Genomic DNA, 21,633 nt, shown 5'->3' with positions numbered 1-21,633 from the left:
TGACCCGAAGGCTGGATCAAGGAAAGTGATGGCGCCCGAGACTTGCTTCGAGCGCCTGCTGCGTCAGTGGGCCGCTTCGACCGCCGCGCCCCACGATCCGAAGACATAGATGCTGGCGAAGAGGAAGAGCCAAACCACGTCCACGAAGTGCCAATACCAGGCCGCGAACTCGAAGCCGAGATGCTGGCGCGGGGTGAACTGCCCCGCATAGGCGCGGATCAGGCAGACCAGGAGGAAGATGGTGCCGATGACGACATGCACGCCATGGAACCCGGTCGCCATGAAGAACGTCGCACCGAAGATATTGCCCGAGAACCCGAAGTCCGCGTGCGAATATTCATAGGCCTGGACGCAGGTGAAGAGCGCACCGAGCAGCACCGTGATGATGAGGCCGATCTTGAGCGAGCGACGATCATTGTGCAGCAGGGCGTGATGCGCCCACGTCACGGTTGTTCCTGACGTCAGCAGGATCAGCGTGTTGAACAAAGGCAGGTGCCACGGGTCGAAGGGCTCGATGCCCTTCGGAGGCCAATGGCCGCCCGTAAAAGCCGTGCGGGTATATTCGATGGCTTCGCTCGGATAGAGGCTGACGTCGAAATAAGCCCAGAACCACGCGACGAAGAACATGACCTCGGAAGCGATGAACAGCAGCATGCCGTAGCGATGGCTGATCTGCACCACGCGCGTATGAGCATGATCGACATTCGCCTCGTGGATCACGTCCATCCACCACGACATCATGGTGTAGAGGACGCCGAGCATTCCGGCCGCAAAGATGTAGGGACCCATCTGCGCCGACCCGAACGGGATGTGCTTCATCCAGACGATCGCCCCGATCGCGGTGACGAACACGCTAGCGGAGCCGACCAGCGGCCACGGGCTCGGGTTGACGAGATGATAGTCGTGATTTGGTTTGGCATGGGCGTCGGCCATGTCTCGTTTCCCCTTCGCGTACGTCACGATCATCAAGCATCGAAGACGTTCACGCCCATGATGCCCGACACCACATCATTCGTCTCGTCTTATCGGCCTCAAGAGGCGGCCGGCGACGCGATCCGTTGCTTTGCTCCGTCTGGCGTGGCCCGGTTGGGCAACGCATCGTCGGACCTCACGTCATTGTATCGGTTCAGCTGCACGGTCAAGGTCGTGCTGGTCATAGTTTCGGTCGCGGTGTTCCGTCCGTCGGCGTCGCGGCACCGAGCGACACTTTCGGCGCAAAGAACGTATAGGACAACGTGACGGTATCGACCCCCGCCATGGTCTCGTCACCCTCGAGTTCGGGATTGAGGAAGAACACGACCGGCATGTCGAGCTCTTCATGCGGCGCGAGTGTCTGCTCGGTGAAGCAGAAACATGCGATCTTATCGAAGTAGGGACCGACCACGTCGGGCGACACGTTGTAACGCGCATTCGCGACGGTCGGCTTGTCGGTCTTGTTCTTGACGTGAAAATAGACCGTTGCGGTGGTGCCGGTCTTCAGGCTGATGGACGGTGTTTCGGGCTCAAAGCTCCAGTTCAGCCCGGGCGCGACATTGGCGTCGAACCGAACCGTCAGCGTCCGCTTGCCTGTGTCGGCCGACGCGCCGGTGGCGACTTGCGTCGTCCCCGCGTAACCGGTGGCCTGGCAGAACATGCGATACAGCGGCACGGCCGCAAACGACATGCCAAGCGCGAGCGCCACACCGGCAACGACGCTCGAGGCGATCAGTGTCCGGCGACGGCGGTAAGAGCGTTCGGCTTGGTCGTCTGACAACGAATTACCTCAAAGCGGCCTGTCGAGAACGCCGGGGCCGAGTTTCGCGATGGTGATCACGTAGAAGAGCAGCACGATGAAACCGACCAACAGCCCAATCGCCAGATTGCGCTGCCGACGGCTTTTCAGTTGCGCCGGCGTCAGCACGATCCCGGTCAACGGGGACGGCGCCGGCTGTTGAGGCGCCTGTGGCTTGTTGGTGTCGACTACCATCCGAGGTGGCTCAAAAGGCCGAGCGAGTGTTCGGCCAGAAGAATGGCGAACAGCACGAAGAGATAGAGGATCGAGAAGCCAAACAGGTGTTTGGCGGCTTTGTCGGCGGCGTCGCCCTCGCGTTTGCGATACACTTGCACGGCGAAATGGACCATCAGGGCGCCCGTCACGATGGCGGCGACGCCGTATACGGTTCCGCCGATGCCGATCGCCCAGGGCAGAACCGCCACCGGCGCCAAAACGAGCGTGTAAAGCAGGATTTCGAGCCGCGTGCGATCGGGACCCTTCACGTTCGGCATCATCGGAATGCCGGCTCGGGCGTAATCGTCCGACCGCAGCAGGGCGAGAGCCCAAAAATGCGGCGGCGTCCAGATGAAGATGATGGCGAACAGCAACACGCTCGCGATCGTCACGTTGCCGGTCACGACCGCATAACCGATCATCGGCGGGAAGGCACCGGCCGCGCCGCCGATCACGATATTCTGCGGCGTCCAGCGCTTCAGCCACATCGTATAGATCACGGCGTAGAACACGATCGTCCCGGCCAACAAGGCCGCAGACAGGTAGTTGGCCGAGATGGCAAGCAGCATGACAGAGAAGAGCGACAGCGTCAGGCCGAAGGCATTGGCCTCCTGCTTCGAAACCCGGCCCTGCGGAATCGGACGCGTCTTGGTGCGCGTCATGATGGCATCGATGTCTGAATCATAGGCCATATTGAGCGCGCCAGACGCACCTGCGCCGACCGCGATGGCCAGCAACGACGCGAGCCCCGTGATCGGGTTGATGCTTCCTGGCGCGACGGCCATGCCGCAGAGCGCCGTGAAGACCACCAGCGACATGACGCGGGGCTTCAGCAGTTCGAGATAATCCGATGGCGTGGCCGTCGACGCGCCCGCATAGGCGTCCCTGTCGAGAGGGGTGACTTCACTGACCAAGCTCATGAATAACCCAAGTTCCAAGAAGAAGTGCTGGGCGGATCCGACGGATCCGCCCAGCCGCGCGCGAAGGTTCTAACGCCTCCTGCTCAATGATCGCTACCGGAGATACGCGGCAGGGTGTTGAACTGATGGAACGGCGGCGGTGACGACAGCGTCCATTCCAGCGTCGTTGCGCCCGCACCCCATGGATTGTCGCCGGCGACACGCTTCTTCGCGAAGGCATCATAGACGATATAGAGGAACAGAATAACGGTCGCGCCCGAAAGGAAGGCGCCGACCGACGACACCTCGTTCCAAAGCGCATAAGCATCCGGATAGTCGACATAACGACGCGGCATACCGGCTAGACCCAGAAAATGCTGCGGGAAGAAGGTCAAGTTGACGCCGATAAACATCAGCCAGAAATGCGTCTTGCCGAGCGTCTCGTTATACATGTAGCCCGACATTTTCGGGAACCAGTAATAGAAGCCGGCGAAGAGCGCGAAGACCGCGCCAAGCGACAGCACATAGTGGAAGTGGGCCACGACATAATAGGTTTCGTGCAGCGCGCGATCGACACCGGCATTGGCCAAGACCACGCCCGTCACGCCGCCAATCGTGAACAGCATGATGAAGCCGACAGCCCAGAGCATCGGCGTGCGGAACGAGATCGAACCGCCCCACATGGTCGCGATCCAGGAGAAGATCTTCACCCCCGTCGGCACCGCGATCACCATCGTGGCGAAGACGAAGTAGCGCTGCGTGTTGAGCGACAGGCCGACCGTGAACATGTGGTGAGCCCATACGACGAAGCCGACCACGCCGATCGCCACCATGGCATAGGCCATGCCGAGATAACCGAAGATCGGCTTGCGCGAGAAGGTCGAGATGATGTGGCTCACAATCCCGAAGCCGGGCAGAATCATGATGTAAACTTCGGGATGGCCGAAGAACCAGAACAGATGCTGGAACAGGAGCGGATCGCCGCCACCGGCCGGATCGAAGAAGGTGGTGCCGAAATTCCGGTCGGTCAGCAGCATCGTGATGGCGCCAGCCAGCACCGGCAGCGAGAGAACGAGCAGGAATGCCGTGACCAGCATGCCCCAGGCGAAAAGCGGCATCTTATGCAGCGTCATGCCCGGCGCGCGCATGTTGAAGATGGTCGTGATGAAGTTGATGGCGCCGAGGATCGACGAGATGCCGGCCATGTGAAGCGCCAGGATGACGAAATCCATCGCGGGACCCGGATGGCCGGTATTGGACGACAGCGGCGGATACATGACCCAGCCGCCACCGAAGCCCTTCATGCCGGGGGCGCCTTCGACGTGGAGCGAGATGATCAGCAGGATGAACGAGAAAGGCAGCAGCCAAAACGAAATGTTGTTCAGGCGCGGGAAGGCCATATCGGGCGCCCCGATCATCAACGGAACGAACCAATTGCCGAAGCCGCCGATCAGGGCCGGCATCACCATGAAGAAGATCATGATCAGGCCATGGGTCGTGATCTGGACATTGTAGAGGTTCTTGCCGACATCGACCGCGTTGTCGGGTGTCGCCTCGCCGATCCATTGCGCCAGATGCGCCATGAACTGCCAATGCGGGTTCATCAACTGAATCCGCATCAGGATCGAGATCGCGCCACCCACGCAACCTGCGAAAATGGCGAAGATCAGGTAGAGGGTCCCAATATCCTTGTGGTTTGTCGAATAGAGGTAACGACGCCACCCATGCGGATGATCTGGCGCGTCATGCGTGGCGATTGCAGAGGTGGCCATAATGTCCTCGAGGCTCGATCGTCGATTATCTTGAGCGGGGCAGGCGGTCGGCTTACTGGGCGGTGGCGGGCGAATTCGCCGCGAAGGTCAGGGTCTGGCCTCCATTGCTGGCGTATTTCTTCTTCGCATCCTGCAACCAGGCATCATATTGCGGCTGGCTGACGACGCGCACCGCGATCGGCATATAGGCATGGTCCTTGCCGCAAAGCTTGGAGCACTGGCCGTAATAGATGCCTTCGCGATCGGCCTTGAACCACGTTTCGTTGAGGCGGCCCGGTACGGCATCGATCCGGATACCCAGCGACTGCACGACGAAGGAATGGATCACGTCCGCCCCGGTCACCTGAACCGCAACGACCTTGTTGACCGGCACGACGGCTTCGTTGTCGACCGAAAGGAGGTGGATGTCGCCCGCCTTCAACTGATCGTCCGGAAGCAGCGCCGAATCGAAATCGAAGCCGCCTGCCTGATCCTTCGGATAGCTATACGACCAATACCACTGTTTCCCGGTCGCCTTGATGGTCACGTCCGCCTTTGGGATGACGAGCTGGTGGGTCAGCAGGCGGAACGAAGGAACCGCGATGACGACGAGCAACAGAACCGGGATCACGGTCCAGGCGACCTCGAGCAGCGTGTTATGGGTCGTGCGCGAGGGGACCGGATGAGCCTTTTCGTTGAAACGGACCATGCAGATGCCGATCAGGACCGCGACGAAGACGCAGATCAACGTGATGATCGGCATCAGGATACCGTCGTGGAACCAGTGGATTTCATCTGCGATGGGCGTGACGCCGACCTGAAAGCCGATTTGTCCCGGCTCTGCGTAGCCGATGCCAGCAGCCCAGGCGGAGGCTCCCACGCTCGAACTCGCCAGCAATGACGCGGCAGCGGATAGAACCGAACCGATTGACGTTCGTCGCATAAAGATCGCCGCTCCCATGCCGCCGCGTCGTTCGTCGAAATCCGCCGATGATGATCGCCGGTTCGCCGCGTCGGTCGTGAATGTTGTCAAAAACATAAAGCTGAACCAAGCGCAATGTTAGTTGGAAGACATTCGTGCGTCATTACGGCGCTCGCCGGTCAAGAAAAGGTCGGCTTTTCCCTTTGTGGCTCCGTAGGGCCACGGCTTGAAGCCAGTTGCGCTTGACAGCCCCCGGTCATTTGCTACGCCAATCGGCATCGTCGTGGATCGTGGCGCAACGGATCGCCGGTGCGGATCGTCGCGATCCGCGATTCGGATGACGGGAAGCGCAATGGTCGATGGTACTCAAGGCTCGGTTCCGGCCTCACGGCGCCGGGTGGTGTGGTTGGCGGCCGTCGCGCTGGTGTTCGGCACTTTTGGAGCCCTGACCCCGGCCTCAGCCCAAGGCGTCGTGAAAGCCAAACATGGTGACTGGGAAACCCGCTGCGAGACGCCCCCTGGCGCCGCCAAGGAGCAATGCGCGCTGATTCAGAGCGTTGCGGCGGAGGATCGCCCGAATATCAGCATCGTCGTCATCGTGTTGAAGACGGCCGACGGGAAAAGCCGCCTGCTTCGCGTGGTGGCGCCGCTCGGCGTCCTTCTGCCATCCGGTCTGGGCCTCAAGGTCGACCAAGTCGATATCGGGCGTGCCGGCTTCGTGCGTTGCCTGCCGACCGGTTGCATCGCGGAGGTCACCATGGAAGATAAACTGATCGACCAACTGCGGACCGGCACAACCGCGACATTCATCATCTTCCAGACTCCGGAGGAGGGTGTCGGCATTCCGCTCACGCTCGCCGGCTTCAAGGAAGGATTCGAGGCGCTTCCGTAAGCGGCCTGTCAAACGAGCCGCGGCGCTGAAGAGCGGAGCTGCAGGGTCGCGCCACCGCGCCGCGTGAGCCGAAAGGATGTTCGATGCCCGCCAGTTTCGTCGCGCCCGACCCCGACGCGATCCCGATCCATGCGGTCATGGCCGATAAGTGGCCGGCGTTCGCCGATGCGCTGGAGCCGATCGAGCGAAGCTTTGCTGAGGCGCTTGGCTTCACGGCGAAGCCCGGATCTCATCTTATTGTGCCGGGAGCCGATGGGGCGATCGGGCGTGTGCTCTACGGCAGAGTAGACGCGACGGCGCGGGGCTTTGACGCTTTTGCGGCCGGGCGTTTATCGACCCTGTTGCCCGCCGGCCGCTACCAACTCGTCGGTGGCTGGCCCGATCCGGGCTTGACCGCCCTCGGATGGGCGCTGTCGGCCTATCGGTTCACACGCTATAAGTCGCGCACCGACGATGGTCCGCTGCTCTGCGTGCCAACCGGCACAGACGGGGCGCGGCTGCAGCGAATCGTCGAGGCTGTCGCGTTAGCGCGGGATCTCGTCAACACACCGGCCAACGATCTCGGACCCGAGGCGCTCGAAGCCGCGGCCGTCGCGCTTGCGACCCGTCATGGCGCGGAGGTGCGGGTGTTCAGTGGCGATATGCTGCGGACCGGCTTCCCGCTCGTCCACGCGGTCGGACAGGCCGCCGCCGAACACCCGAGGCTGGTCGATTTTGCCTGGGGGCCCATGGATGCCCCGAAGGTCACGCTGGTCGGCAAAGGCGTGACGTTCGACACCGGCGGTCTCGATATCAAGCCCGAGAGCGGTATGGCTCTGATGAAGAAGGATATGGGTGGCGCGGCGACCGCCTTGGCACTGGCCCATATGGTGATGGATGCCGGGTTGAAAATCCGGCTGCGGGTCATCGTCCCGATCGTCGAAAATGCCATCTCGTCCAGCGCGTTCCGCCCGGGGGACGTCTATCGCAGCCGCAAGGGGCCGACGGTCGAGATCGGCAATACCGATGCTGAAGGCCGGTTGATCCTGGCCGATGCGCTGGCGCTGGCCTGCGAGGAAAGCCCTGTTCTGTTGTTCGATTTCGCGACCCTGACCGGGGCGGCGCGCGTCGCGCTCGGGCCCGATCTGCCTCCATTTTATACCGACGACGATGCGCTAGCGGATGAGATCGCCCGCTGCGGCAAGGCGGCCCACGATCCTGTTTGGCGAATGCCGCTCTGGGCGCCTTATGACGCGCTGCTCGAGGGGAAGACCGGCGAGATCAACAATATTTCCGGAGGTCCTTTCGCGGGGTCAGTCACGGCAGCGCTGTTCCTGCGCCGCTTCGTCGAGCCTGATACGGCTTGGGTGCATTTCGATATCTTTGGTTGGAACCCCACCACCAAGCCTGGGCGACCGGAGGGCGGCGAGACGCAGACGGCACGGCTGCTGTTCGATCTCCTCAGCGCACGCTACCCGGCATGAGCGCCACCGCGGGCGTCGATCGACGGATCACCCCGGCCCGCCCGGATCTGGCGGCCGCGCATCTGCGTGGGACCGTGGAGGCGGACCGGTTCGTCGAGGGGGAGCGCCGCGCCGTTGCGATCACGTCGACGCCGCTCCGGCGCGAGCCCCGGCCCGATCTCTCTCTCGACACCGAATTGCTCTTCGGAGAAATTTTCACGGTCTATGAAACCGACGCCGAGGGCTGGTCCTGGGGGCAGGCCGAACAGGATGGTTACGTCGGGTGGCTGCCGACCGTGGCGCTTGGCATCACGGCACCGGCGGTCGCCACGCATAGAATCGCGGCGCTTCGGAGCTTCATCTATCCGGGGCCGGACATGAAGTTGCCGGCCGATGGCGTGTTGGCCTTCGGGTCTCAGGTTGCGGTGCAGGCGCGGGCCGGCGCCTTTGCGGCCGTGGAGAGTGGATACATCTGGGCCGGTCATCTGCGGCCGATCGATCAGTTCGAGAGCGATGCCGTGGACGTCGCGAAACGCTTTCTCGGTGTGCCCTATCTCTGGGGCGGCAAGACCAGCCTGGGCCTCGATTGCTCCGGCCTTGTCCAAACTGCGCTGGCCTCAACCGGCCGGCCAACGCCTCGCGACAGCGACATGCAGGAACGGAGCCTCGGCGCACCCGTCGATCTGAATGGCCCGTTCAAGCGCGGCGATCTCGTCTTCTGGAAGGGTCATGTCGGCCTTATGCGGAACCCGATGACGCTTCTGCATGCCAACGGCCACACCATGACGGTGGCGTCCGAGCCGCTCGCCGATGCGCGCGCGCGGATCATGGCCGCCGGAAGTGGCGACATCACTAGCGTTCGGCGACTATAGAACGTTCGGCCGCATCGGCGCCGCTCAATATTCGGCGTGTCGATCGACGACGTGCTCGAGGGGCTCGCCGTCCTCGGCGGCTTCGATCTGATCCGCGATGAAGGCCGCAATCGTCTGCGGGCTGGAGATCGCCGCATTATGCGGCGTCACCATGACGGCGGGATGGTGCCAGAACTCCGACGTCTGCGGCAGCGGTTCGGTCTCGAACACGTCGAGCGTGGCGGCTCGCAGCAGCCCCTCGTCGAGGGCCGTCAGGATGTCGACTTCGTTTTGAAGGCCGCCCCGTCCGGCGTTGATCAACACCGGACCGCCGACATGCGAATCGCGGGCGAGTTGTCGGAACAGGCCGAGATCGAGAATACCGCGTGTCGCCGAGGTGAGCGGAAGCAACGAGACCAGGATCTGCGTTCGGGCCAGGAAGGGGCCGAGGCCGGCATCGCCCGAGAATGTCTCGATGCCGGGCAGCGTCTTCGGCGTACGGCTCCAGCCAGCGACGTCGAAGCCCATCATCGCGAGCTTGTTGGCGGAATCCTGCCCCATGACGCCGAGCCCCATGATGCCGACCCGCACGTCCCTGGCGGCTGGCTGCGTGGCATCGTCGGCCCAGATTTTTTCGAATTGCTGCCACTCGTAGAGGCGTTGCTGACGATGGTGCATCAACACATGCAGCATCACCCATTCGCTCATACGGCTGGTGAGATCCGGATCGACGACGCGGACGATCGGCAAGGCGACGGGGAGATCCGGGTCGCTGAGCAGATGATCGACGCCCGCGCCGAGCGAGAACACGGCCTTCAGGTTTGGGAACCGCGCGAGGGCGCCGCGCGGATGTTTCCACGCCACCACATAGGCGACCCGGGCCGTGTCGGTCGCCGCATCGAGGGACAGCACGTCGAAGTTCGGCAGACGCGGCCGCAAGGCCTCGATCCAGGTGCCCGGGTCATCGCCCGCCGGCATTGCCACGGCGACGATGTGGCGTTCGTCTTGATCCATCGTCAAATCCTTAACTGATGCGCTCGATCACGGGAGCCGCGAGGGCCGGTCGTTGGTCGCCGATCCTATAGGCCCGCCGCAACGCCGCCGCGGCATGGGCAGCCTGATCATCGTCTGCTGCATGGACGATGCCAAGCGGCATGTCCGGCATGATCGCGCCGATCGGCGCAAGGCTGTCGAAGCCGACGCGATGATCGATGGCATCGCCGGGGCGGGTGCGGCCGCCGCCCAGAGCCACGACCGCAAGCCCCAGCGCGCGTGTCTCGATGTGCTGCACATATCCGGATCGCGCCGCCATGACCTCGAGGCGTATCGGCGCATCGATCAGGTGTCCTCCTGGCCGCTCGACGAGATCATGCGGGCCACCGAGAGCCGCGACCATGCGCGAAAAGCGCTCGGCGGCCTGGCCGCTCGCCAACGCCGTTTCGAGCCGCGCTCGCGCGTCGTGCAGATTTCCGGAAATCTTGCTGGTCACCAGCATTTCGCTTCCGAGCGCCAGGACGACCTCGTGCAGCCGCGTCTCGCGTGTCGCCCCGGTCAGGTATCGAATGGCGTGGTGAATCTCGAGCGCATTGCCGGCTGCACTCGCGAGTGGCTCGTTCATATCGGTGATCAGCGCGGTCGTGGGCAAGCCGGCGCCGTTCGCAACCGCCACGATGCTGGTTGCGAGAGCCCGGGCCGAGGCGAGATCGCTCATGAAGGCGCCCGACCCAGTTTTGACGTCCATGACGAGCGCACCAAGGCCGGCCGCGATCTTCTTCGACAGGATCGATGCCGTGATGAGCGGAATAGACTCGACGGTCGCGGTCACGTCACGGATCGCATAGAGGTGGCGGTCGGCCGGCGCGAGATCCGCCGTCTGCCCGATGATCGCGCATCCGATGGTCCGCACCGTGCTGCGAAACCGGACGAGGTCCGGCGTGCAATCGTAGCCCGGAATACTGTCGAGCTTGTCGAGCGTGCCGCCGCTATGGCCGAGGCCCCGGCCCGAGATCATCGGCACGAAGCCGCCGCAGGCCGCCACCAGTGGCGCGAGCATCAGGCTGACATTGTCGCCGACGCCGCCGGTCGAGTGTTTGTCGACCACCGGACCAGGCAAGTCGAGGTCGCTCCACGTCAGGGTGCGACCCGAGGCCGTCATGGCGGCCGTGAGCGCCACGATTTCGGGCGGGTCCATGCCGCGCAGAAACACCGCCATCGCGAAAGCGGCGGCCTGCTCGCCGGTCACGGCACCCGACGACAAGCCGACCATGAAGGCCGTGATCTCGGCGGCATCGAGCCGACGGCCGTCGCGTTTCTTGCGGATGATCTCCTGCGGCAACATTCCTATGCGGCCTTGATTTGGCTCAACCGCTCGGCCAGCCCCCGCGTGAGCCGCCGCAGCGCATCCGACCCGAGCCGCGCGACCGCTTTGGTTTCGGCATGATTCGGGTCGCCTCCCGAGATACCGGTCGCAAAATTGGTGATGACCGAGACGGCCGCGACCCGCAAACCCATTTGTCGCGCTAGGATCGTCTCCGGCACCGTCGACATGCCGACGAGATCGGCCCCGAGCAGTTTGGCGACCCGCACCTCCGCCGGTGTCTCGAACGATGGCCCCGCGAACCACATGTAGGTGCCTTCGTGGAGCGGCTCGATCCGCGCCTCGATCGCGATGGCCCGCAGCATTGATCGCAGGTCTGCATCATAGGCATTGGCGAGCGGCACGAACCGATCGTCCGCCGTCGCGCCGATCAGCGGATTGAGGCCCGAGACGTTGATGTGGTCGGCGATGAGCGCCAGGGTGCCGGGTGTCCAACCCGGCTGAACCGACCCGGCCGAATTGGTGAGCATCATGGTTCCGACCCCGAGCGCCGCCAAGGTCCGCAACGGGCTCGCCATAGCGGCCGGATTGCCGGCCTCGTAGTAATGCGCGCGGCCCTGCATGATCGCGACCGGCAATCCGCCGAGGCGACCGACCGCGAGTTGTCCGACATGGCCGGACACGTGGCCCGACGGGAACCCCGGGAGATCGGCATATGGTACGATGATCGCGTCCGTGAGCTCGTCGGCGATCGAGCCGAGGCCCGTCCCGAGCACGATGCCGAGATCGAGCGGTTGCGTCACGCCGCGCTCGCGCAACACCGCCCGTGCGCGAAGACTGTCGGTCGTCATGGCTTGACCTTGGTCAGATTATCGGGGCCGAACGAATGCGGCAGCAACGCCTCGAGCGTGAAACTCTGGCGCAGGCCCTCTGGCCCGGCGATATGGATCGGCGTCGCAGGCGTCGCGAATTCGCGGATCCGTTGCCGGCATGCGCCGCAGGGTGTCACCAAGTGGTCGCCATCGCCGACGATGAGGATTTCGCCGATCGCCGTATCGCCGCCCGCCACCATGGCCGAGATCGCTCCGGCTTCGGCACAGGAGCCGACCGGGTAGGCGGCATTTTCGACGTTGCAGCCGCTGTAGATCGTGCCGGATGAGGACCGGATGGCCGCACCCACGCGAAACCGCGAATAGGGCGCATGGGCGCAGTTTTGAGCCGCGAGGGCGGCCGCGAAGAGGTCGTCGATGACGGTCATCACCGCTCCTTCACATAGGGGATGCCCGAGGCCTTGGGCGGAATTGCCCGACCGACGAAACCGGCCAGCAGAATGACGGTCAGCAGATAGGGCAGGGATTGGATGGCCTGGACCGGGATCTCACCGACATTCGGGATCACGACGCCCTGCAGCCGGATCGAGATCGCGTCGAGAAAACCGAACAGCAAGCAGGTCAGGAGCGCGGGAACCGGCCGCCATTTGGCAAACACCATGGCGGCTAGGGCGATATAGCCTTTGCCGGCTGTCATCTGCGGCAGGAAGCCCGCGGCCTGCGACACCGACAGATACGTGCCGGCGAAGCCGCAGAGGATGCCGCAGATGATCACCCCGCCGTAGCGCAACTGCCGCACCGAGATACCGGCCGTATCGACGGCGGCCGGGTTTTCGCCGGTCGCCCGCAGCCGCAAGCCAAACCGTGTCCGGTAGAGCACGAAGGCGGTCAGCGGCACGGTCAGAAATGCCAGATAGGTCAGGATATCGTGGCCGGAGATGAGATCATGGTAGACCGGACCGAGGATCGGCACAGTCGCGATGGTGTCGGCGCCGGGCCAAACGATCGGGGTGAAGCGCGACGCCGGGAGGTCGAGCTGTGGGGTTCTGCCGCCTTCGCCGAACCAGGCATTGCCGAGCAGCGCCGTCAACCCGGCCGCCACGAGGTTGATGGCCGCGCCCGAGACGATCTGATTGCCGCGTTGATCGATTGCCGCAAACCCATGCACGAGACCGAACGCCACCGACGCCACGATGCCGGCCAGCAGACCGAGCCACGCATTGCCGGTCTCGCTCGCGGTCGTGGCGGCCGCAAAGGCCGCCACCAGCATTTTGCCTTCGAGGCCGATGTCGACGACGCCCGCCCGCTCGGACCAGAGACCCGCGAGGCTGGCGAAGATCAGCGGCACCGCGAGCCGGACGCTGGAGGACAGAACAAGCGCGATGGTGGTGGCGAGATCCTGCATCAGATCACGCCCGCGCCAGGTTGTGCCACAGCGGGTTCTGCCTCCTCGGAGGCGGGTTCGAGAAACGCCGGAGGCGTCGACGGACCGGTGGGCGGTTGACGCGCCGGCAGCAGACCCGCGAACATGGAGGCAAGCGGGCGGCGGAATAAGCCTTCGAGCGCGCCGGCGAACAGGACGACGAGGCCCTGGATCACCACGATCATGTCGCGCGTGATCTTCGGCTGATCGAAGGCGAGTTCCGCTCCTCCCTGGTAGAGGATGCCGAACAGCAAGCTCGCCAACACGACGCCGACCGGATGAGCGCGGCCCATGAGCGCCACCGCGATGCCGACGAAGCCGTAGCCGGCCGTGAACTCCAACAGCAGCCGATTCTGGACGCCCATGATCTCGTTGACGGCGACGCCGGAGGCCAGCACGCCCGATAGCGCCATGGTCAAGACGATGATGCGTGAGGGTGCGATTCCGCCATAGACCGCCGCCGTCGCGTTCTGGCCGACGGTGCGGATCTCATAGCCGGTGCGGGTGCGCCAGACGAAGATCCACAGTGCGACCGCACAGGCCAGCGCCAGCACAAACGAGAGGTTGAGGGGCGTCTCGACCGTGGTGATGCCGAAACCGGCGAGGACGGACTGCACCGAGGGGATGATCGAGGCCGCCGGAAACCGTGCCGTGCCCGGCTGCATGGAGGTCGGCTCCCGCAGCGTGTTGACCAGCAGGTAGGCCATCAGGGTCGTGGCCAGCCAGTTGAACATGATGGTCGTGATGACGATGTGGCTGCCGCGCTTGGCTTGGAGCAAGCCTGGAATATAGGCCCACAAGCCCCCGAATACGCCCGCGCCGATGATGCCGAGCGGGATCAGCAGCCAGGATGGGAGCGACCCGCCGTTCAGGCAGACGAGCGCGGCCCCGAGCCCGCCCATATAGGCTTGACCCTCGGCCCCGATGTTGAAAAGCCCCGCCTGGAACGCGAGCGCGACCGCCAGCCCCGTGAAGATGAAGTCCGTCGTGTAGTAGAGCGTGAAGCCGATGCCTTCGGGCGTGCCGAGGCTGCCCTGCACCATGCTGACGGTCGCAGCCCAAGGGTCGACCCCGATCGCGAGCACCACCAGGGCCGCGACGATGAAGGCCGTGACGACGCTGAGAAGCGGCACGAGAACGAGATCGGCCCAGCGGGGCAGGGCGATCGGCTGGCTCATGCGGCGCGGTCCGTCACGCCGGCCATCAACAGGCCGAGTTCGCCGACCAGGGTTTCACCCTCATGCCGATCCGGCGAGGGGGTCCGCTCGCCGGTCAGCTTGCCGCCGCAAAGCACGATGATCTTGTCCGATAGCGCCATGATCTCGTCGAGTTCCACAGACACAACCAGGACAGCCTTGCCGGCGTCGCGGAGCGCGACGAGGCGCTTATGGATGAATTCGATGGCGCCGATATCGACGCCGCGGGTCGGTTGGCCGGCCAGCACGATGCCGGGGTCCCGCTCCATCTCCCGCGCCAGCACGATCTTCTGCTGGTTGCCGCCGGAAAAATTCGCAGTCTTGAGCCGTGGCAATGGCGGGCGGACGTCATAGGCCAGCATCTTTCGGGCGAGATCGGCCACGACCCTGGCCCGCGACAGCCACGGGCCGGCACCATAGATCGGGTCGCGATGGAAACCGAGGATGGCGCTTTCGCTGGCCTCGAACGACATGACGAGCCCCATCCGGTGCCGGTCCTCCGGAATGTGGCTGACCCCGAGAGCCCGCATGGCCTTGGGGTTGAGGGCGGCAGGATCGACCCGCTTGCCGTCAATCAAAACCTCGCCCGAGGCGATCGGTCGGATGCCGGCCAGGGCTTCGAGAAGTTCCGATTGGCCATTGCCGGCCACGCCGGCCAGCCCGGTGATCTCGCCGCCGCGCAACGTGAACGACACGTGGTCGACCAGCGGCACACCATTGTCGCCCAGCACAACGATGTCGCGCACCTCGAGCCGAGCCGGCCCTGGACGAGACGGCGTCTTATCGACCGTGAGCAGCACGCGTCGGCCCACCATGGCGTCGGCCAGCGCTGGCGGCGAGGTCGCGGATGTTTCGGTCGTCAGCACGATTTCGCCGCGCCGCATCACCGACACCCGATCGGTGATGTGCATGATCTCGCGCAGCTTATGGGTGATGAACACCACCGTCTTGCCCTCGCGCCGCAACGTGTCGAGCATGGCGAAGAGTTGGTCGGCCTCGGGCGGGGTCAGCACGGCGGTCGGTTCGTCGAGGATCAGCACTTGAGCGCCGCGCACCAGGGCCTTCAGGATTTCGACGCGCTGTTGCAAGCCGACGCCAAGATCACCCACGAGAGCGTCGGGGTCGACCACCAGGCCGTAGTCGCGTGCTAGTTCCGCCAGTTTTCCGCGAATTCGCGCGGCGCCCTTGGCGACCAGGGCGCCGCCTTCGGCCCCCAGCATCACATTGTCGAGGACGCTCAAGCTATCGACCAGCATGAAATGCTGGTGAACCATGCCGATCCCTTGCGCGATCGCGTCGCGCGATGAGGCGATCCTGACCGGCTTGTCGCCGATCAGGATGGTGCCGCTATCGGCCTCGTAGAAGCCGTAGAGGATCGACATGAGGGTCGACTTGCCGGCCCCGTTTTCCCCCACAATGCCGTGGATCGAACCGGCTTGGACCAGCAGATTGACGTCGCGGTTGGCCTGAACCGTGCCGAAGCTTTTGTTGATGGCGCGCAATTCGATCGCTGGCGTCGTCAAGCTAGCGCTCCGGCTGGCCGGCTCCATCGCCGACCGGCTTCGCGATTGGACGACCGAGACCCCGGTTCAGGGGCACTTCGAATCGGCCATATAGTCGTGCACCTCGATCTTGCCCGAGATGATGTCGGCGGACGCTGCCGATGCGGCGGTCTTCATGTCGGCCGAGATCAACGCCTTGTTATATTCGTCCTCCGAATAGCCGACGCCATTCTCCTTGAGGCCCAGAGCCTGAATGCCGGGAGCCCACGTGCCCGCTTTGGCGTCCATGAAGGTCTTGTAGGTGGCATTGTCGACGCGCTTCAGCATCGAGGTCAGTACTTTGCCGGGGAACAAGCCATCCTGGTCAGAATCGACGCCGATGCCGAGTTTGCCGGCGTCCGCCGCCGCCCGGAGCACGCCGACGCCGGTGCCGCCGGCCGCGTGATAGACGACGTCAGCGCCACGATCGATCTGCGACTTGGCGAGTTCGCCACCCTTGACCGGATCTTTCCAGGCATCGCCGGTCGTACCGGTCATATTCTGGAACACTTCGGCTTGCGGGTTGGCATATTTCACGCCCTGCACGTAGCCGCAGGCGAAGCGACGGATCAGCGGAATATCCATGCCGCCCACGAAGCCGACTTTGCCGGTCTTCGAGGCCTTGGCGGCCAGAAGCCCGACGATGAACGAGCCTTCCTGCTCCTTGAACACGATCGATTGGACATTCGGCAATTTGACCACCGAGTCGATGATCGCAAACTTCGATTTCGGGAACTCGGCCGCGACCTTCTCGACGGCGCTTTCCTGGCTGAAGCCGACCGCGACGATCGGGTTGAAGCCGTCACGCGCAAAGCGGCGGAGAGCCTGCTCGCGCTGCGCATCGTTGGTGATTTCGAAATCGCGGAAGTCGATGCCGGTTTCTTGCTTGAAACGCTCGGCTCCGTGCAACACGCCTTCGTTGAAGGATTTGTCGAACTTGCCGCCGAGATCATAGACGATCGCCGGCTTGACGTCGGCCGCCAGCGCGGAGGCTGCCACGAGCGCGGTGAGACCGGCACCAAGGAGAAGCGATTGCAGGGCAGTCCGAACCATCATCGATCAACGCTCCTCAGATAAACTCATCCCAGGCCGCCGATGCGATAGTCGGCTCCCGTACGGGGGCAACATGGCATGACCCACCGCTCCCGGCCAAGCAGGATTTATGCCCCTTCCCGCCTGATGGATCGGCAGGAGGTCACTACCCCTCGTGACCCAATTGCGGCTGCGGCGCGGCCGCGACCGGCGCGGCGGGCTTGCTGGCCCGGAACCGGCGAAACCGCTCCAACTGCCCATCCGCCAATACGCCGATCAGGATCACGGTCCCCATGACGGCAAAATTCAGCGATGATGGAATACCGAGCAGATTGACGAGATTCTGAAGGATCTGGAGCAGAACCGCACCGAGCGCGATGCCGAGGATCGAGCCTTCGCCGCCACGCAGCGAGCAGCCGCCCAGCACCGCCGCCGCAATGCCATAGAGTTCGTAGAAATTGCCGTGGCTGGCGGGCGAAATCGACCGCGTATACATGGCGAAATAGATCGACGAGAGTCCCGCCAAGGCGCTGCAGATCACATAGGCGGCGACAATCACGGCGCGTGTGTTGATGCCCGAATAGCGCGCGGCTTCCTCGTTCTTGCCGACCGCGAAGAGATAACGGCCGAAGACGGAGCGATGCAGCACGACGGCCATGACGAGCGCCAGAATGACGAAGACCGTGAAGCTGTTGGGCACACCATAGACGCGGCCCGTGGTCAGCCATTCCAGGGTCGGGAAGCTCTGGCCGAAGTCGAAACCCGCTGTTCCGTCGTCGGTATAATAGCGCGCGACGCCCCGGTAGATCAGCAGGCCGCAAAGCGTGACGACGAAGGGTTGTAGCCGCATCCGCGTGATGAGAAAGCCGTGGAACAGACCGAGCAGCGCGCCCGCCGCGATCATCAGCACCACGGCCAAGACCCAGTTCATGCCGTAGCTCGTCAGCAGCGTGATGAACACCACCCCGAATAGGGCGAAGACGGAACCGATCGAGAGATCGATGCCGCCCGTGATGATCACGAAACCTTCGCCGATCGAGAATAAGCCGTAGAGGCCGATCAGATTTGCGGTGTTGGACAGGTTGATGGGCGAGATGAAGCGTGGGTTGATGAAGGCCACGACGGCACCCACCACGAGGATGAGGATGAGGAGACCGAGATCTTTCTTGAGCATGATTGGGTCTCAGTTGAGCGCGTTGCCGACCGCGAGTTGCATGAGGTTTTGTTCGCTGAGCTGATCGCGGCCGAGGACGCCGGCGATCGCGCCTTCGTGCATGACGGCGACCCGATCGCTGACCCCGATGACCTCCTCCATGTCGCTGGAGATCATCAAGATCGCGACGCCACTATCGGCAAGCTTTCGCATGAGCGCATAGATCTCGCTCTTCGATCCGACGTCGATGCCACGCGTCGGCTCGTCGAAGATCATCAGTTTCGGCTGCATCGACAGCCACTTGCCGAGCACCACTTTTTGCTGGTTGCCGCCCGACAGCGAGCCGGCCCGCGTCGCGACCGTGGGGGTCTTGATGCGGAGCGAGCGCGATTGCGCCTCCGCGTTGCGCTGTTCCGCCGCGCCGCTCACGAGCGTGGCGCGGGAGAACCGCAAGAGGCTCGCGAGCGAGATGTTCTCGGTGATCGAATCCTCGAGGATCAGGCCGGACTTCTTACGGTCCTCCGGCACCAGATAGATGCCACGGTCGATCGCGTCGCGCGGAGACCGGATTTTGATCGCTTGTCCGGCCATGCGGATGGCGCCCGCGCCGGGCGGATCGATGCCGAAGACGACCCGAGCGAGTTCGGTGCGGCCGGCTCCGACAAGGCCGCCGAGACCGAGGATTTCGCCAGCTCTGAAATCGAGCGTGACGGGACGGCCCGGATAGGCGGGGGTCGTCAGCCCGACAAGTTGGACGACCGCATTGCCAGGCGCACCGGCGGGCGGCGTGTAGAGCGTCTTGAGGTCCCGCCCGATCATCATGCGAATCATGGTGTCGTGACGAATGGCGCCCCGCTGCAACGTGCCCACCACCTCGCCGTCGCGCAGCACGACCACACGGTCGGCGCAGCGCTCGATCTCATTGAGGCGATGCGAAATGAAGATGACGGCGACCCCGCTGGCCTTGAGGTCGGTCACGACCTCCAGCAGCTTGTTGGTCTCGGTCATGGTCAGGCTCGACGTCGGCTCGTCCATGATGATGACGCGCGCCTCGAGCGACAGCGCTTTCACGATTTCGAGCATCTGGCATTGCGCCAGTGACAGGTCCGCGACAGGCGTGTCGGCCGCGAAATCGCAACCGAGCCGCTTCAAAAGCGGCGTCACGGCTTTGTGCAAGGCTCGACGATCGATCAGGCGCAGCGGGCCGCCGTAACGCGGCTCTCGCCCGATGAAGACGTTGGCGGCTGCATCGAGGTTGTCGAACAGGTTGAGTTCCTGATGCACAAAGGCAATGCCGGAGGCGAGCGACTGGCTGACCGTCATGGCGGCGTGATCGCGGCCCTCGACCCTGATGGTACCGGCGCTCGGCTCGACGACGCCGCCGAGGATCTTCATCAGCGTGCTCTTGCCCGCCCCGTTCTCGCCGATCAAACCGACTACTTCGCCGGGATCGATGTGGAAGCTGACATCCTTGAGGGCGCGAACGCCGGGATAGGTCTTGCTGACGTTCAGGAGTTGCAGCAGAGGCTCGGGCATCGGTGTCCTACGGTCCTTGAAGCGCCCCTCCGGACCACCCACGTCGCAACGTCGGCAGCCCAGAGGAACGATCCCCGTGTCAACCCACGGGTGACGCGCTTACTTGCGGCCTTGGCGCTGCTTCAGTTCCGCCCAGAACGCATCGACATTGTCTTTCTCGATGAGCTTGGTCGGGATGATCATCAGCTTTCCGGCTGGCACGACGGAGGAGTCTCCCTCGATGACCTTGGCCATATCCTTCATGCCCTGATAGCCCCACTCGTAGGGCTGCTGCACGACGGTGCCGGCGATCGTGCCTTCCTTGACGCCGCCGAGCGTGATCGGATCTTCGTCGAAGCCGATGACGGTGATCTGACCGAGCTTGCCGCCCTCTTTCAACGCCTGGTAGATCTGCGGCGTGTTGTAGGAATAGATGCCCACCATGCAGTTGATGTCTGGGTTGGCGGTCAACGTATCCTCGACATTGCGCTTGGCGCGCGCCTGATCGATATCGTCGGCGCGTACGTCCACCATCGTGATCTTGGTGCCCGCGATGCCGGCCTTGATGCCTTCAACGCGCTCACGCGCATTATCGGCGCCGGGCAGACCCACGAAGCCCATGCACTTGCCGCCGTTCGGCAACGCCTTCTTCATCAACTCGCCAGCCTGCTTGCCGGCCTCGACGTTGCTCGACCCGATATAAGCAATGCGCTTGGTGGAGGGCGCGTCGCTATCGGTCGTGAACAGCACGGACTGGCTTGCGACCTTGTTGAGTTCCTCGGTCTGGGTCTTGGGGTCGACCGCGCTGACCATGATGCCGGCGGTGCCATTGGCCAGGAGATCGTCGAGCAGACGGTTCTGGATGGCGGCGGAGGATTGCTCCGGATATTTGAGCGAGAGCGTATAGTTCGGCAGTTCCGCTTGCGCCTTCTTGACGCCCGCCTCGGCCGACTTCCAAAAATCGGAAGCGCCGTTCACGACGAACACAAGAGCTTTTTTGTCCGCGGCCTGCGCCGTCGAGCAAAGCAACGCGGCCGCAACACCCGCGAGGACGAGGTTTCGCATAGTTCCTCCCACCAAGTTGATGATCGATCTTTCGCCGATCATCTTACTATTAGCACGTCCGAGACGCTTGGCTAGCCTCGGCGCATACCAGCCATGTCGATTTCGACCTTGGGTTGAGGAATTGCTCGCGATCGGCGCCGCTGGTGATGTCTAGCGCGTGCCGAACATGCGGTCGCCGGCATCGCCAAGTCCCGGCACGATATAGCCGTGGTCGTTGAGGTGACTGTCGATCGCGGCCGTCCAGATCAACACGTCCGGATGTTCGGCGCGGAGCTTTGCGATCCCCTCGGGCGCCGCCAGCAGGCACACGAAGCGGATGTCCTTCGCGCCGCGCGCCTTCAGACGTTCGATCGCGGCCGTGGCCGAATTGGCGGTCGCCAGCATCGGGTCCATGATGATGGTCAGACGCTCGGCAAGATCGGTCGGCGCCTTGAAGTAATATTCGACGGCCTGCAGGGTTTCGGGGTCACGATAGAGGCCGATATGGGCCACGCGGGCCGAGGGGACGAGGTCGAGCATCCCGTCGAGAAAGCCGACGCCCGCCCGCAGAATCGGCGCGAAGACCAGTTTCTTGCCCGCGATCATCGGGGCTTTCATGGTCGTGATCGGCGTTTCGACGTCGACATACTCGACCGGCAGATCGCGCGTCACTTCGTAGCAGAGCAGCATGCCGATCTCGTTCAGCAATTGCCGAAAGCCTTTGGTCGAGCGCGAGACCGTCCGCATCAGCGTCAGCTTATGCTGAACGAGCGGATGGTCGACGACGTGCACGCCTTCGGGAACGCCTGGCATTTTCAACTCCTCGAAACTCGACCTG

21 protein-coding genes are annotated in these 21,633 nt (G+C 63.7%); 3 read left to right on the top strand and 18 right to left on the bottom strand.

Going from position 1 to position 21,633, the window contains the following annotated elements; genetic code table 11:
* Positions 1 to 63: 63 nt before the first annotated feature.
* The 6 genes from LGH83_RS07935 to coxB all read right to left on the bottom strand — a co-directional run bounded on the left by LGH83_RS07935 (position 64) and on the right by coxB (position 5,580).
* Positions 64 to 933 carry a cytochrome c oxidase subunit 3 gene (locus LGH83_RS07935; RefSeq protein ID WP_227401319.1) on the bottom strand — a complete coding sequence of 290 codons (870 nt, stop codon included), beginning with the start codon at positions 931 to 933 and terminating at the stop codon, positions 64 to 66.
* Between the two features lie 220 nt (positions 934 to 1,153).
* Entirely contained in the window at positions 1,154 to 1,753 is a 600-nt protein-coding gene (locus LGH83_RS07930; protein WP_227401318.1) for a cytochrome c oxidase assembly protein, read from the bottom strand.
* Between the two features lie 9 nt (positions 1,754 to 1,762).
* Positions 1,763 to 1,966 carry a hypothetical protein gene (locus LGH83_RS07925; protein WP_131119013.1) on the bottom strand — a complete coding sequence of 68 codons (204 nt, stop codon included), beginning with the start codon at positions 1,964 to 1,966 and terminating at the stop codon, positions 1,763 to 1,765.
* The gene (locus LGH83_RS07920) at positions 1,960 to 2,907 is read right to left on the bottom strand and encodes a heme o synthase (protein ID WP_227401317.1); all 948 of its coding nucleotides are present in this window, start codon (positions 2,905 to 2,907) and stop codon (positions 1,960 to 1,962) included. Before LGH83_RS07920 ends, LGH83_RS07925 begins: the two co-directional genes overlap by 7 nt.
* Before the next feature lie 83 nt (positions 2,908 to 2,990).
* Positions 2,991 to 4,658 (bottom strand): cytochrome c oxidase subunit I, encoded by a 1,668-nt coding sequence (gene ctaD, locus LGH83_RS07915; RefSeq protein ID WP_227401316.1) that lies wholly within the window; start codon positions 4,656 to 4,658, stop codon positions 2,991 to 2,993.
* Positions 4,659 to 4,710: 52 nt separating this feature from the next.
* Positions 4,711 to 5,580, bottom strand: a complete 870-nt coding sequence (gene coxB, locus LGH83_RS07910; protein ID WP_227401315.1) for a cytochrome c oxidase subunit II — start codon at positions 5,578 to 5,580, stop codon at positions 4,711 to 4,713.
* A gap of 331 nt (positions 5,581 to 5,911) precedes the next feature.
* Between coxB and LGH83_RS07905 the strand changes: the two genes are divergently transcribed.
* The 3 genes from LGH83_RS07905 to LGH83_RS07895 all read left to right on the top strand — a co-directional run bounded on the left by LGH83_RS07905 (position 5,912) and on the right by LGH83_RS07895 (position 8,765).
* Positions 5,912 to 6,451 (top strand): invasion associated locus B family protein, encoded by a 540-nt coding sequence (locus LGH83_RS07905; protein ID WP_227401314.1) that lies wholly within the window; start codon positions 5,912 to 5,914, stop codon positions 6,449 to 6,451.
* A gap of 83 nt (positions 6,452 to 6,534) precedes the next feature.
* Positions 6,535 to 7,914 carry a leucyl aminopeptidase family protein gene (locus LGH83_RS07900; RefSeq protein WP_227401313.1) on the top strand — a complete coding sequence of 460 codons (1,380 nt, stop codon included), beginning with the start codon at positions 6,535 to 6,537 and terminating at the stop codon, positions 7,912 to 7,914.
* The gene (locus LGH83_RS07895) at positions 7,911 to 8,765 is read left to right on the top strand and encodes a C40 family peptidase (RefSeq protein ID WP_227401312.1); all 855 of its coding nucleotides are present in this window, start codon (positions 7,911 to 7,913) and stop codon (positions 8,763 to 8,765) included. Before LGH83_RS07900 ends, LGH83_RS07895 begins: the two co-directional genes overlap by 4 nt.
* A 24-nt stretch (positions 8,766 to 8,789) precedes the next feature.
* On the opposite strand, the gene LGH83_RS07890 is transcribed toward LGH83_RS07895, so the two are convergent.
* The 12 genes from LGH83_RS07890 to upp form a co-directional block, all read right to left on the bottom strand.
* The gene (locus LGH83_RS07890) at positions 8,790 to 9,758 is read right to left on the bottom strand and encodes a 2-hydroxyacid dehydrogenase (RefSeq protein WP_227401311.1); all 969 of its coding nucleotides are present in this window, start codon (positions 9,756 to 9,758) and stop codon (positions 8,790 to 8,792) included.
* Positions 9,759 to 9,768: 10 nt separating this feature from the next.
* On the bottom strand, positions 9,769 to 11,082 hold the full coding sequence (deoA, locus tag LGH83_RS07885) for a thymidine phosphorylase (protein ID WP_227401310.1): 1,314 nt from the start codon (positions 11,080 to 11,082) through the stop codon (positions 9,769 to 9,771).
* Positions 11,083 to 11,084: 2 nt separating this feature from the next.
* A complete protein-coding gene (locus tag LGH83_RS07880; RefSeq protein ID WP_227401309.1) occupies positions 11,085 to 11,912 on the bottom strand; it encodes a purine-nucleoside phosphorylase in 828 nt (275 codons plus the stop codon).
* Positions 11,909 to 12,319 (bottom strand): cytidine deaminase, encoded by a 411-nt coding sequence (locus LGH83_RS07875; RefSeq protein ID WP_227401308.1) that lies wholly within the window; start codon positions 12,317 to 12,319, stop codon positions 11,909 to 11,911. Before LGH83_RS07875 ends, LGH83_RS07880 begins: the two co-directional genes overlap by 4 nt.
* The gene (locus tag LGH83_RS07870) at positions 12,319 to 13,296 is read right to left on the bottom strand and encodes an ABC transporter permease (protein ID WP_227401307.1); all 978 of its coding nucleotides are present in this window, start codon (positions 13,294 to 13,296) and stop codon (positions 12,319 to 12,321) included. Before LGH83_RS07870 ends, LGH83_RS07875 begins: the two co-directional genes overlap by 1 nt.
* Positions 13,296 to 14,492 (bottom strand): ABC transporter permease, encoded by a 1,197-nt coding sequence (locus LGH83_RS07865; protein ID WP_131118992.1) that lies wholly within the window; start codon positions 14,490 to 14,492, stop codon positions 13,296 to 13,298. The genes LGH83_RS07870 and LGH83_RS07865 overlap by 1 nt, the downstream gene beginning before the upstream one ends.
* A complete protein-coding gene (locus LGH83_RS07860; RefSeq protein WP_227401306.1) occupies positions 14,489 to 16,060 on the bottom strand; it encodes an ABC transporter ATP-binding protein in 1,572 nt (523 codons plus the stop codon). The genes LGH83_RS07865 and LGH83_RS07860 overlap by 4 nt, the downstream gene beginning before the upstream one ends.
* Before the next feature lie 39 nt (positions 16,061 to 16,099).
* On the bottom strand, positions 16,100 to 17,107 hold the full coding sequence (locus tag LGH83_RS07855; protein ID WP_227401305.1) for a BMP family lipoprotein: 1,008 nt from the start codon (positions 17,105 to 17,107) through the stop codon (positions 16,100 to 16,102).
* 142 nt (positions 17,108 to 17,249) lie between these two features.
* Positions 17,250 to 18,257 carry an ABC transporter permease gene (locus LGH83_RS07850; protein WP_131118986.1) on the bottom strand — a complete coding sequence of 336 codons (1,008 nt, stop codon included), beginning with the start codon at positions 18,255 to 18,257 and terminating at the stop codon, positions 17,250 to 17,252.
* Positions 18,258 to 18,266: 9 nt separating this feature from the next.
* The gene (locus tag LGH83_RS07845) at positions 18,267 to 19,772 is read right to left on the bottom strand and encodes a sugar ABC transporter ATP-binding protein (protein WP_227401304.1); all 1,506 of its coding nucleotides are present in this window, start codon (positions 19,770 to 19,772) and stop codon (positions 18,267 to 18,269) included.
* A gap of 99 nt (positions 19,773 to 19,871) precedes the next feature.
* On the bottom strand, positions 19,872 to 20,816 hold the full coding sequence (locus LGH83_RS07840) for a sugar-binding protein (RefSeq protein WP_227401303.1): 945 nt from the start codon (positions 20,814 to 20,816) through the stop codon (positions 19,872 to 19,874).
* A gap of 150 nt (positions 20,817 to 20,966) precedes the next feature.
* The gene (upp, locus tag LGH83_RS07835; protein ID WP_227401302.1) at positions 20,967 to 21,608 is read right to left on the bottom strand and encodes a uracil phosphoribosyltransferase; all 642 of its coding nucleotides are present in this window, start codon (positions 21,606 to 21,608) and stop codon (positions 20,967 to 20,969) included.
* Positions 21,609 to 21,633: the final 25 nt, after the last annotated feature.

The sequence above is a fragment of the Lichenihabitans sp. PAMC28606 genome, from assembly GCF_020616535.1.
Taxonomy (GTDB): domain Bacteria; phylum Pseudomonadota; class Alphaproteobacteria; order Rhizobiales; family Beijerinckiaceae; genus Lichenihabitans; species Lichenihabitans psoromatis.
The sequence above is the reverse complement of the archived record's forward strand: the minus strand, read 5'-3'. Positions and strand labels throughout refer to the sequence as shown.

Excerpts from the sequence above, each read along its gene's own strand:
- LGH83_RS07855 (WP_227401305.1), bottom strand. The coding sequence starts at position 17,107 with ATGATGGTTCGGACTGCCCTGCAATCGCTTCTCCTTGGTGCCGGTCTC.
- LGH83_RS07925 (WP_131119013.1), bottom strand. The coding sequence starts at position 1,966 with ATGGTAGTCGACACCAACAAGCCACAGGCGCCTCAACAGCCGGCGCCG.
- ctaD (WP_227401316.1), bottom strand. The coding sequence starts at position 4,658 with ATGGCCACCTCTGCAATCGCCACGCATGACGCGCCAGATCATCCGCAT.
- LGH83_RS07880 (WP_227401309.1), bottom strand. The coding sequence starts at position 11,912 with ATGACGACCGACAGTCTTCGCGCACGGGCGGTGTTGCGCGAGCGCGGC.
- LGH83_RS07875 (WP_227401308.1), bottom strand. The coding sequence starts at position 12,319 with ATGACCGTCATCGACGACCTCTTCGCGGCCGCCCTCGCGGCTCAAAAC.
- LGH83_RS07890 (WP_227401311.1), bottom strand. The coding sequence starts at position 9,758 with ATGGATCAAGACGAACGCCACATCGTCGCCGTGGCAATGCCGGCGGGC.
- LGH83_RS07860 (WP_227401306.1), bottom strand. The coding sequence starts at position 16,060 with ATGGAGCCGGCCAGCCGGAGCGCTAGCTTGACGACGCCAGCGATCGAA.
- LGH83_RS07840 (WP_227401303.1), bottom strand. The coding sequence starts at position 20,816 with ATGCGAAACCTCGTCCTCGCGGGTGTTGCGGCCGCGTTGCTTTGCTCG.
- LGH83_RS07845 (WP_227401304.1), bottom strand. The coding sequence starts at position 19,772 with ATGCCCGAGCCTCTGCTGCAACTCCTGAACGTCAGCAAGACCTATCCC.
- LGH83_RS07895 (WP_227401312.1), top strand. The coding sequence starts at position 7,911 with ATGAGCGCCACCGCGGGCGTCGATCGACGGATCACCCCGGCCCGCCCG.
- LGH83_RS07870 (WP_227401307.1), bottom strand. The coding sequence starts at position 13,296 with ATGCAGGATCTCGCCACCACCATCGCGCTTGTTCTGTCCTCCAGCGTC.
- LGH83_RS07850 (WP_131118986.1), bottom strand. The coding sequence starts at position 18,257 with ATGCTCAAGAAAGATCTCGGTCTCCTCATCCTCATCCTCGTGGTGGGT.
- deoA (WP_227401310.1), bottom strand. The coding sequence starts at position 11,082 with ATGTTGCCGCAGGAGATCATCCGCAAGAAACGCGACGGCCGTCGGCTC.
- LGH83_RS07900 (WP_227401313.1), top strand. The coding sequence starts at position 6,535 with ATGCCCGCCAGTTTCGTCGCGCCCGACCCCGACGCGATCCCGATCCAT.
- LGH83_RS07920 (WP_227401317.1), bottom strand. The coding sequence starts at position 2,907 with ATGAGCTTGGTCAGTGAAGTCACCCCTCTCGACAGGGACGCCTATGCG.
- upp (WP_227401302.1), bottom strand. The coding sequence starts at position 21,608 with ATGCCAGGCGTTCCCGAAGGCGTGCACGTCGTCGACCATCCGCTCGTT.
- LGH83_RS07905 (WP_227401314.1), top strand. The coding sequence starts at position 5,912 with ATGGTCGATGGTACTCAAGGCTCGGTTCCGGCCTCACGGCGCCGGGTG.
- LGH83_RS07865 (WP_131118992.1), bottom strand. The coding sequence starts at position 14,492 with ATGAGCCAGCCGATCGCCCTGCCCCGCTGGGCCGATCTCGTTCTCGTG.
- LGH83_RS07935 (WP_227401319.1), bottom strand. The coding sequence starts at position 933 with ATGGCCGACGCCCATGCCAAACCAAATCACGACTATCATCTCGTCAAC.
- coxB (WP_227401315.1), bottom strand. The coding sequence starts at position 5,580 with ATGCGACGAACGTCAATCGGTTCGGTTCTATCCGCTGCCGCGTCATTG.